This is a genomic window from Hungatella effluvii, from assembly GCF_003201875.1.
Classification (GTDB): Bacteria; Bacillota; Clostridia; order Lachnospirales; family Lachnospiraceae; genus Hungatella; species Hungatella effluvii.
On the sequence record NZ_QJKD01000015.1, the window covers coordinates 135182 to 146964 of the forward strand.

Annotated in this window: 10 protein-coding genes; 1 reads left to right on the forward strand and 9 read right to left on the reverse strand. The window is 34.3% G+C overall.

Translation table 11 applies throughout. The features are described from left to right. Nucleotides 1–9: 9 nt before the first annotated feature. From DFR60_RS23695 to DFR60_RS23730, 8 genes are all read right to left on the reverse strand, one after another. Nucleotides 10–1122 carry a class I SAM-dependent methyltransferase gene (locus DFR60_RS23695; protein ID WP_110325096.1) on the reverse strand — a complete coding sequence of 371 codons (1113 nt, stop codon included), beginning with the start codon at nt 1120–1122 and terminating at the stop codon, nt 10–12. Between the two features lie 202 nt (nt 1123–1324). Next, nucleotides 1325–2500: a glycosyltransferase gene (locus DFR60_RS23700; protein ID WP_110325097.1), complete on the reverse strand. Its 1176-nt coding sequence runs from the start codon at nt 2498–2500 to the stop codon at nt 1325–1327. A gap of 1 nt (nt 2501) precedes the next feature. Next, entirely contained in the window at nt 2502–3641 is a 1140-nt protein-coding gene (locus DFR60_RS23705; protein ID WP_110325098.1) for a glycosyltransferase, read from the reverse strand. A gap of 13 nt (nt 3642–3654) precedes the next feature. After that, a complete protein-coding gene (locus DFR60_RS23710) occupies nt 3655–4377 on the reverse strand; it encodes an ABC transporter ATP-binding protein (protein ID WP_110325108.1) in 723 nt (240 codons plus the stop codon). Nucleotides 4378–4403: 26 nt separating this feature from the next. Next, a complete protein-coding gene (locus DFR60_RS23715) occupies nt 4404–5192 on the reverse strand; it encodes an ABC transporter permease (protein WP_110325099.1) in 789 nt (262 codons plus the stop codon). A 35-nt stretch (nt 5193–5227) separates the two neighbouring features. Next, the gene (locus DFR60_RS23720; RefSeq protein ID WP_110325100.1) at nt 5228–6397 is read right to left on the reverse strand and encodes a glycosyltransferase family 4 protein; all 1170 of its coding nucleotides are present in this window, start codon (nt 6395–6397) and stop codon (nt 5228–5230) included. Further along, nucleotides 6366–7724 (reverse strand): sugar transferase, encoded by a 1359-nt coding sequence (locus DFR60_RS23725; protein WP_110325109.1) that lies wholly within the window; start codon nt 7722–7724, stop codon nt 6366–6368. Before DFR60_RS23725 ends, DFR60_RS23720 begins: the two co-directional genes overlap by 32 nt. Nucleotides 7725–7752: 28 nt before the next feature. After that, nucleotides 7753–9336: an O-antigen ligase family protein gene (locus DFR60_RS23730; RefSeq protein ID WP_110325101.1), complete on the reverse strand. Its 1584-nt coding sequence runs from the start codon at nt 9334–9336 to the stop codon at nt 7753–7755. A 259-nt stretch (nt 9337–9595) separates the two neighbouring features. Here DFR60_RS23730 and DFR60_RS23735 point away from each other — a divergent pair, with 259 nt between their 5' ends. Next, complete coding sequence (locus tag DFR60_RS23735) at nt 9596–11146, forward strand: hypothetical protein (protein WP_110325102.1); 1551 nt, start codon at nt 9596–9598, stop codon at nt 11144–11146. Between the two features lie 266 nt (nt 11147–11412). Here the strand turns inward: DFR60_RS23735 and DFR60_RS23740 are convergent. Then, the coding region (locus DFR60_RS23740) for a transposase (protein ID WP_146218629.1) at nt 11413–11783 on the reverse strand (371 nt) is incomplete at its 5' end.

The following is an 11783-nucleotide window of genomic DNA, read 5'->3' on the forward strand; positions in this document are numbered from 1 at the left end:
TAAATTTTATCATTTGCTTATTTTTTTAACTGTTTTCCACAGTGCGACCAACATCCTGTTATTCCACAGTTTTTGAAGAAGTCTGAATGAACAGCAATTTTTTATAGCAGCTAACTCGCAATTAAGTGTATTAATATAGTTGTTAAATTCTTTCTCTTTTGATTCCAATAAAGCCACTCGGTTTTCCGATTCATTTACCAGGTCTTTATATTGAATCAAAGATATCCGAAAAAGAACATTTTCGGATCCAACACTTTTCAGTTCATTCTTCGCTACCTTCAAAAGTTCCTGATAACGTTTTATCTCACCTTGATTAATTCGATTTTCTTCTTCTACCTTCTCCAGGCATTCTTTGCACCGTTTTAGTTCCTCTTGGAAAGTACGATTTTCTTCCTCAACTTTTTCCAAACGTTCCTGACGCCATTTTACCTCACCCTCAAAAGTATCCAATCCTTTTTTTAAATAAGATCCTGCTACCTTTAATCTGCCCATTTCAATAGCAGACATGTCAAAAAGATAATCACTATTGGGATTCAATTGAACCGTATATAAATCTTGCTCTTCTGAAAGTTCATTATAGATATTTACCGGCAGGTCATACAATTCAGGGATACAGTGCATCCAGCACCCGCCATGATCCTGGTAAGCAAGCTGTGCATGCTCTACATATTTATTTTCAAAATGAAGAACAACATTTTTGGCAACACGCTGAAGTTCTCTTAAAATATTTTGTATATGTTCTGGGTTAATATGAATAAGAACCGATACTGTAAACACAACATTGAAATAATTATCTGGAAAGGGGAGTCTGTCTCTTGGTTCTATTAAAAAGTAATTATCTAAACTCCCAGTATATTGCTCATAGGCTAATTTCATTGTCGGGCTTTGATCAACGGCAAAATATTCAAGATCATCGATCTCCTTTAAGTATTTTGCATGTCTGCCGAAACCGGCTCCAAACTCAAGAACCTTACTTCCTTTGGGAATATGAGAAAAATAATCAGATAATACTATTTCCTGTATTCCGTAAAGTGGATGGGTATTCCGACGCTTTTCTATTTCTTTTACCCAGGCCTGACCGTTTTCCTGCCACCATTGCTCGTTTGCATATATTGTTGACATTTTCTTTTACCTCGCTATAGTAATTACGATAGCATCATTTACTAATCGGTATTTAAATACAAATATTTTAATTACCAAACTATATCTAAAACACAACAAAATATACTATAATGTTGTATTCTAAACTTTAAATAATACTAACATACTTTGAATGTTAGTTCAACCTACACAAATCATTTTCAGTTCACATTTATTTATTATTCTATCTATCTTCCAAAACCCGCACAATTTTTTCTTTGTTAATCCTATTAAGAGTCTCAATAGAAGTACCTTTTTCTATTTCTCTATGAGTAGTAATAATATTTAAGAACTTCTCATAAATATCATCAACCAACTCCACCACCTCCCCAGTACCATAACGTTCCATCTGCTCCCGGACTCCGCCAACTGCGGTTGCAATTACTGGCACTTTCAGTACTGCACACTCATCAATAGTTACTGGGGTACCTTCATATGTCGAAAGAAGAACAAAGTAATCACTATTCTTCATAAGTGGATATGGATTTTCCAGCCGACCGAGCATCTTAACATTATCACTCAAATTATATTCTTTAATTTTCTGTTCTACGTTTTTTCTCATTGGTCCATCTCCAACAATAAACCAACAATAATCAATGCCGTCATCTCTCAACTTTTTACAAACTTTTAATATACCGTCAAAGTTTTTCTCTCTATCAATTCTTCCAACAGTAATAAACTTATAATCAACTTCAGGAAATTTTATCTGGCTGCTTTCTTCTGCCTTCATGCAAATTTCTTTAATATTAACCAAATTTGGAATAACAATAACCTTATCATCAATACTCGGAATTTTTTTAACAAGGCCTTGTTTACAGTGTTCTGACAAAGCCACGATTATATCAAAACGCTTATAAATTTCCGGGTCCTTTTTCGTTACCATTTTAGTCCATTCTGAGAAACCTGACCACGCTGCATAATCTGTATGTATCCACTGTAGTTTTTTTGGTTTTTTTAATTTTCCAATTAGTTCTTTAAGCTTCGAGGCCTCACTAACCACAATAATCACATCATAGGATTCCAGATCATATTCAATTTTATTATAAAGGAAATGTTCTAAGAAATACTCACCACATCCTAACCTCATGGCTAATACATACAAAGCTCGCTTTATCTTTAAAGAAAATGCCCTTTTACTAAGCATTATTTCTCGAAAACTACAGGTATATGTATCTGCTTCTTCCCATAATTGTTTAAGAACCAGGACACGACCTGGTACTTCAACCATTTCATCCGGTTTACTAAGCGATAAAATATCTATTATATATTGCTTATATAAACAATCCATTTGATAAAATGTCGCTTTCTGTGCCCCACTCATATAATTAATATCATCAAATACATACAATATTCTTTTCAACTCACGGTTCTCCTATAACATCATAAAACTCCTTAAGTGTGGTACTGTTTGTCGAAAAGCCCTCCAATTGGTGGCTCATTTCTTTTTCTATTTCAGGATCACGTAAATATTCTTCAATCACATCTGCGATTTCCATAGGCTCAAAGGAAACAAACCGTCCTGTTTTATTATCTTCAATCTGCTCTAATGCACCAGAAGTTCTTGTTGCTATTACTGGAATCTGAAGGAGTTTCGCTTCTGTAATAACTAATGACCACGACTCAAAATCAGACAAGACCAATACGGCGCGGCTCTTTGCCATATAGCGATAAGGATTTTGGTCAACTCCCATTAAAATAAAATTATTTTGTAATCCATAATTCGCAATCATCGTGTTAATCTTATTAAGTAAAAATGGATTTGCAGTAGATCCAATACATAACCACCTAATATCCATTCCACGATCCTTTAAGCATTTCATGGTTTCCACCATACGAGGATAATTTTTTTCTTCACGAAGATTTGCAACGCTCACCAGCCAAGGTACTGGATATATTTCTTCGTCTGGTATACTTTCTAACGCTAATCTTCGTATTGCATCATCATTGCACATATTGTGTACAACATATGATCTTCCCTTAAGCTGTGGAAATGCACATTCACCTGCCAATCGTGAACATTCAGACACAAATATATAACCATTATATAGATTATCATATCCAAATAAAATTCTTTCATCCACATAATTGGCCTTATCTATATCTGCATGAATCCATACCATTTTCTTTTTAGCACTAACCTTTGTAGCAACAAATTCCGGTGACATCCACTCCCCATATGAAAAAGCAACGTCATATTGTTTATTTTTAACAAACTTATAGGCACTCTTTCTATATAACTGGTGTTTGGTAAATTTCCTATAAATTTTAAACCACGCTTTTTTTATAACTGCATATTTACCTTCTTTTTCTGCCGCATTGCAGACGTGTATCCAGGAAGGAATTTGAGGTATTAAGGACTGCGCATCCTTTAAAATCATCTGATCAAAAATTAAAAAGTCAATTTCAAATTCCGATTTTGGCAAATGATGAAAGAGATTTAGTAATGCTACCTCTGCACCACCCTTGTAAAATTGTGTGATAACAAATAATATTTTTTTCATATTCTCGCTTCCATTAAGCCATCGTTTCGTATGCAGAGCAAACTTCTTCTACATCTCCATACATTTTCATTTCTCCATTATCCAACCATAACGCTTTTTTACAGACTTGTCTCACTTGCGAAACGGAATGCGATACAAACATAACAGTTGCTCCAGAATTTAAAATCTCTTTTGTTCTGGCAAAACTCTTTTCCTGAAATTTGTAATCTCCAACAGATAAGACTTCATCTAAAATTAAGATATCAGGAACGTTCATAGTTGCCACTGCAAATCCAAGTCTTGCTTTCATACCTGATGAATAATTCTTTAATGGGATCTGAGTAAAGTCTTTCAATTCAGCAAATTCTATTATATCGTTATATCGCTCCTTCATATACTCTCTGGAATATCCCAATATGGCTCCATTCAAATATATATTTTCCTCTGCTGATAAATCGTCATCAAAGCCGGCGCCCAACTCAATAAGCGGTGCAATTCCCCCTCCAGTATATACAGTCCCTTCCGTGGGTTTCATAACCCCGGCGATTAATTTTAATAATGTACTTTTACCAGCACCATTTAGTCCAACAATCCCCAACGAGTCTCCCTTTTCCAACTCAAAGGAAATGTGCTTTAATGCCCAAAATTGTTTAAACATTAACTCATGCTTAACAAATCTGATGACATATTCTTTTATATTATCAATCTTTTCACTACTCATATTAAACATCATGGATGCATCATCCACACGTATCATCGTGCTCACATTAATCTCTCCTACTCTTATATAAACAGTACAAATCTATCCTGCTTTTTATAAAAAACAATAACGCCTATCACCAGTGAAATCACTCCAAACAAAAAGCATACCAAGTTTTCCTTCATTCCAGGAAATTGACCATATAAAATCAACTGTCTCATATACTCTACATAATGATACATAGGGTTAAGATACATTAATTTTAGAGCTGCTTCCGGAAGAATACTTGTAGGATAGAAAATAGGAGTAAAATACGTCCAGGCCATTACAAACACACCATAAAAATTGGCTACATCGCGAAAAAACACAGTAACTGCAGCTAAAAATAATCCCGATCCCGCAGCAAACAAAAAGACATAGAAAAGCGGAATTGGAAGCAGAAGCAATGTTGGCCGAAATTCAACTCTCAATATAATCATGACTATAAACATAGCAATTAAAGAAAATCCCAGGTTAACTAATCCTGACACTGTCTTAGAAAGAGGAAATAGATATTTAGGTATATATACCTTCTTCATCAATGACGAATTTCCTATAATTGCATATAGTGCATTGCTGGTTGTTTCTGAATTAAAGGAAAATACTAACGAACCTGCTAGATAATAGATTGGGAAATGCTCAATATTTTGTTTAAACAACGTGGAGAATACAATTGTAATAACTACCATCATCAATAACGGATTTAATACAGTCCATAGCATTCCTAAAAAAGATCTTCTGTATCTTACCTTAATGTCTCTAGCCACCAACTCCCTCAATAAATTCTTATATTTCAGAAATACATTTAACCGTTCCTCTATTCCTTTTATCATCTATCTCAATATCCTTTCAAATTTTTATCTCATTATTATACCAGATTTTCAGAATATACCTTACGCATTAATGCTGATACACAAGATAAATCATGACTCTTAATTTTATTTTGATTATATTTCCCCATCTTTTTCTTATCTGCCTTTATAATTTTATCAATTGTATCTGCCCACGCCTTATAATCATTCGCATCAACTCTATATCCTCCTAAACCTTCGTCAATCAATTCTCTATTTCCTCTAATGTCAGAAACCACAGCCGGCAATCCGGCCGCCATTGCTTCCTGAAGAGCCACTGACAATCCTTCTCTTTGTGAAGGAAATACAAACACATCTACTATAGCTAATATTTCCTCAATATTCTCTCGATATCCTAATAAAAATACTTTTTTTTGTAAATGCCTTTTTTGTATTTCCATTCTCAACTTTTCTTTCTGAACCCCATCACCGCAAATCATATAAATTATATTATTTCTTTTTAAATGCCCCAATGCTCTAATAACAGCAATATGATTCTTATTACTGTTTAATTCTCCAACGGAAAGCAGCCTTACCTTTTGCTTTCCCCCCGTTTCTGTACGTCCTTGCTCTATTTGCATAAATCGATTTGTATCAATACCCACTCCTGGTATATAATAGACCTTTTGATTAGATTTTCTTTTAAAACAACAGGCCCGATCGTAATCTTCTCTTGTGATGGTAAGAAGAACATCTGTATATCTCATCATAAACCGCTCTACAGGATAATAAAAAAGCCAGTTAATCAGTGATGCACCTTTATAGAAATGGAACCCATGAACTGTATAAAATACCCTACACCCCTGTTTCCTGTACCCTCGTGCTGCTAAGCGCCCTAATAGAGCTCCCATCGGCGTATGACAATGAACCAACTCATAGTTATCTTTTTGTAAAATCTGCTGTAATTGTACATAAGCTTTAACATTCTTTATAACCCGAAATGGTGAGCGCACAAAATCCACCTGATGGCGTATAATATTTGTATTATCTAGTCTATGATTATCTTTGCCATAACTTGGATTATGATAATTACTTGCATAATGCACTTCGTACCCCATGTCTTGTAGTATCCGCACATTATTCATTTCAAATTGGGGAACAAAACCGCTGACAGTGGTAATCAATATTGCTTTTTTCATCACCTTTACACTAACCTCAATTATGTTTATTATTTCTTGATTTAACACCTTCAGTACTTTCTTTAATAAGCATAATTTTGGGTGTCATCAAAATTAGCTTAAAATCTAATAAAAAAGAAAAGTTTCTAATATATGTCAGATCCAACTTCAATTTATCATAAGACGTTGTATTATACTTACCATAAACTTGAGCATACCCTGTAAGTCCAGCTTTAACTTTTAAACGATATTCAAACTCTGGAATCTCCTCACAAATCTGTGCCGCCAACTCCGGGCGTTCCGGTCTAGGTCCTACTACCGACATATCGCCTTTTAATATATTTAAAATCTGTGGTGCTTCATCCAATCGAAGTCGACGTAGAAAACGTCCAATTTTAGTTATTCTTGGATCATTTTCTTCTGCAAGTACGGGACCAGATAATTCTTCCGCATTCATCACCATTGTTCTAAACTTATATATTTGAAAAACTTTCCCTCCTTGAGTCAGCCTATCCTGTTTATAAAATATGGGACCATGATCAGTTAGTTTAATACAAGTAGCCGTGATCAAAAATACTGGAGAAAAGATGATCAACATCATAAAAGCTACAACGATATCTTCGAAGCGCTTAAAAAAACTCTGTTCAAGGGTCAACCCCGTATTTCTTGATAATAGTAATGGCGAATCAAATAAATTTAGTTCTACAGAACTTCTTAAAAGAATATCTGATATTTTAGGTACACTATATGAACGAATACCCTTTTCGTAACAGAATTTTAACAAAACATTACGTTCGTGTGAAGGTATATCACCTATAATAACTCCATCGTACTCTTCAATCTCACGACTTATAACGCTCAATTCATTTTTACAAGAAATCGTCTTACATATCTCATACTTATCTTCTCTTGAATTTATCTTATTCCGTAAATGATAATCTTCCCTTTCCCCTGAAATCAACACCATTTTGCGAGGTGGAAATATATGTTTATATAAAGTCTGAAAAGTTTGTGTCCAAAATACAATTAATGCTATATCCACAATTGTCATGATAACAATATAGGCTGGTCCAACAAAGCGCTTGTCTATCACAGCTATTTGAAAATAGGTAAATAAATTCGTAAATACCACTGATATTATCTGAGAATATATTAAATTTCCATTTTTCAAATAACCAACCTTAAATCCCCCATAAGTTTTCATAAAAAATGTCAGCAATACGCCATACAACAGAACCATCAGCCAATTTCCACGTCTGAAAAAGCCAAAACCGCTTTGGACTATGTATTTGTTATAATAACCAATCCAAACAAATGCATAAATCCCACACAGTCCTAACAGCATAACTGATGAAAACAACAATTTTATCATGCGTTTATATTTTTCATTTGACATTCGCTCTATCTGTTCGTACTTTTTCAATTCACTCTTCCTTTAACTTAACTTCTCTACATTTTAATTCTCCAAGCATAAGCAGCATCCACATAATTGGTGTAGCAATTGGTAGATTCAAATTAACAAACGCCTGAACTGAATAGCATATGACTGCCATAACAATAGCTATAACCATCGGATTTTTTTTACATATCCTCACACCATTTACAATGAAGGAACATAAATAAATTATATATGAAGTAACACCTACAATACCTACAGTTAACAAATAATGAATATATTCATTATGAGCAGTATCATATATTTCTCCATATATATTATTTTGAGTTTTATCTAATAAAATAATACCAAAAGTATCCGGTCCGAAACCAATTAACTTTTTTATTGGACTAAAATCGCTAAAGCATTCCATGGCATTTCTCCAGATATATCCCCGATGCGTTCCCCAGTCATCATCGAACAACAGGTATCCTTTTAATGCACCATAACGCTCTACGTTACCATTAACATTTACATCATAAAGAACATATATAAAAACTATTATAGCGATTATGATAAACCCGAACCACACATAGCACATGAAATTATTTTTTAAATCGTGTTGTTCTTTTCGTCTATATTCAGCAACATACCAAATACTTATTATAAGCCAAAGACCTATGACGATCCATATAAGTCCTTTATAATTTACAATAATACTAAATGCGCTATCAATACCATACACTTTTTCTCCCATCACATCATTAATCCAATCAATGGATTGTATAACTGAAAAAAAAGTTGCGATTATAATCATATAGTTTTTTATGCCTTTTTTATCTTTAAATAAGAATAACGGCAGTAAACCAAACAGTGCAGCCAGCGATAAATAGGCATTATCACTAATTCCCATTATCAACGCAAAAAAACCAATAACCATATAAATGTAATAATAAAGTTTTCGTTTCCAGACTTTTTCAATACTAAATAATACGGCAGCCACAGCTACAACCATACCTACCAAGGCCGTATATGTATTAATATTTCCTATCGTTGAAGTAAATATAAACTTTTGAGATTCTATCATATCTGCTTTAAAATGTAAAATATCCATCTTAAAATAGTCAGTTATTCCAAACAGACAGACGATCATATTCGCGCCTAAAAATACATCCAAATACCAATCTCTAAATTTCCCCAACCTTGTTACTAAAAAATAAGCTATACCATAAAGTCCCAGAAGGAACAATCCGGAGAACCTTCCTTCATTTCCCCAAAATGACTCATATACATAGTCAGAGCAAATTGTTGAAATTATTGCTGTAAGGAGAAATATAAGTAATGATATATCAGTAATAGTAAACCTTTTTACAAATGCTTTCCATTGAAAATCAAATATAAACTTTTTAATTTTTTTATGCTCTACAAACGCACTTATTAGAATTACAAAGGAAACAAGACACACTGAACCAATATAAAAATAATATTTGGTTTGAAGAATGTTATAATATTTGTCTGTAACTGCCAATGGAAATATGCAGAGAATAGCTATAACAAAAATATCAATAATTCGTGTGGTAAACTTTGAATTGTTTTCTTCATTTCTATCTTTTATAATTTTTGCTGATGACATTTTATAATCCACCCATCTCTAAAGTATTCTTACACAGTATACCATTTTGGGGAAAAGACCGCAACTCAATCTCCAATGAAAAAGCTGGTATTTATTTAAGATTTTATGAATATTTGTATACTTTTTCTCCAGTATTCCACATATTTTCTAAGCATATCATGGCTACCCATAATTTCCCTTATAGGAAGTATAATTACCTCGTAATGCAATTAGGAATTTCAAAAAGTATTTCAAAAAGAAAAAGGAGAGTGCATTAATTATGAGAAAGCAGACAAAATTAGTTGCAGTATTATCTGCAGCAGCACTGCTTGCCATCGGTGCTTCCATGACTTCTTTTGCAGCTACAGGCTGGGCAGAAGAGAATGGTACATGGGTATATTATGATAAAGATGGCTATCAGGTAGAAAACGAATGGAAAAAATCCGGTAACAACTGGTTCTGGCTGAATGAAGATGGCGAGATGGCAACAGAAGCATTAGTAGAAGATGGTGATGATTATTATTACGTAGATGCTAATGGTGTTATGGTAGCAAATCGTTGGGTATCTATTGTTAACGAAGAAGATGAAGATGATACTCCAGAAAACTACTGGTATTATTTCCAGAGCAACGGTAAGGCTTATAAGGCACCAGAAAGCGGTAAAGTTCAGCTTAAAACGATCAATGGTAAAAAATATGCTTTTGATCAGGACGGCAGAATGTTATACGGTTGGGTAGCTGCAGATAGTGCTGAGCGTATTACAAGTGATGATGGCTGGAATGCTTCTGCAGATATGTATTATTTTGGCGACGAAAATGATGGCGCTATGACAACTAACTGGCAGAAACTTACAGTTTATGATGACGGCGAAGAAGACGATATGGATTACTGGTTCTATTTCAAGAGCAATGGTAAGAAATTCTTCAACGAAAAAGATGATAAAGATTTTGATACAAAGAAAATCAATGGAAAAACTTACGGCTTTGACAACAGAGGCGTAATGGTTAAAGAATGGGATGCTGCTTCAAATTCCAATACACCTACAGCAGCAAACTACAGCTATTTTGGTAGCGCAGATGATGGCGCTCGTATGACAAAAGGTTGGTTCAAGGTAGTTCCGTCAGATGAATTTGATGTGTCAAACAATGATGACGAGAACGAGAAGTGGTACTATGCTAATGGTGATGGTACTCTTGAGGCTGGTAAGATTTCCAAGATCAAAGGAAAATACTATGCATTCAACGAAAAGGGTGCTATGTTAAATGGTCTTATTCGTATAAATGTAAATAGCGATGATACCATTGATGTTCTTGATGACGGTGTAGACGCTGATGAATTAGATGATTTAATCAATGACAAGACAACTGGCGGATCTTTATACTATTTTGGTGATGGCGAAGATGGTTCTATGAAGTTAGGCGTTCAGACTGTTACTTTAGATGGTGACAATTATAGCTTCTTCTTCACAAAGACCGGCGGTATTGAAGAAAAGGGTGCTGGACTTACTGGAAAGTACAATAAAGTTCTTTACAAGTATGGTAAGAAGATTAAAGCTGAAGCTGATGACAAATATCTTGTAGTTAAGTTTGATGAATCAGATAATACTATTGAAGTTGTTTCTAGCAAAGATTTAAGAGCTAATACTAGATCTTATAAGAATGATAAGAATGAAACTGTAAGAGCTACAAATTACGATTTCGATGGTTGTGTATTAGTTACAACATCTGGCTCGATTGTCAAGACAAAGAGCAACTGCAAAGATGGAAACGACTGGTACTTTGATGTTGAAGATGGTGTAATTACAAGCTATGCCAACAACAAAAATAACTAAGTAATAATCAACATATTTCGATAAGAAATTCTAATTGCCTAAAAGGAGTCCATATATAATAGTATGGGCTCCTTTAATTTGTATTGCAAGCAGTTTTTAAAACTTATTTTGGTCAAAAATTTTTAATTTAGGGCTCTTTGTCAATAGTTGGGGGGATTTTAACAAATCCCCCCAACTATTTAATAAGGGTACTTTTTATGTATGGTTCCAGGTTTTACTGATTTTGGGTATGCCAAATAAGCCTCCGCATTACCAACCATTTTATTCTATGATGTACAGTGGAGTATCCGGGGCCGGAAACGCTTGAAGTTCCGGATTCTGCAGCAACTCCTTTTTAATACCTTTATCTTATTATTGAAGCTTTCTGTAGGACCATTTGTCAGTCTGTATTTATAGGCATTTAGGATTTCTTTCCGCCAGGTCCTGTAGGTCCTGGCACAGTCTTCAAACTCCTTGATTCCACAGTTCAAGGCATTCGCAATCCTGTCATCGAATTCCCGCTGCTGCTGACGGTAGGCCTTCATCTGGCAGATATCATAAAGCCACTCTTTCATGCGGTGTGCCAGACGCAGATCTTCACTATACAGAAGCATTAGGTCACAAGCCTGTTTGTTCTCATCTTTCAGCTTTTTATAGC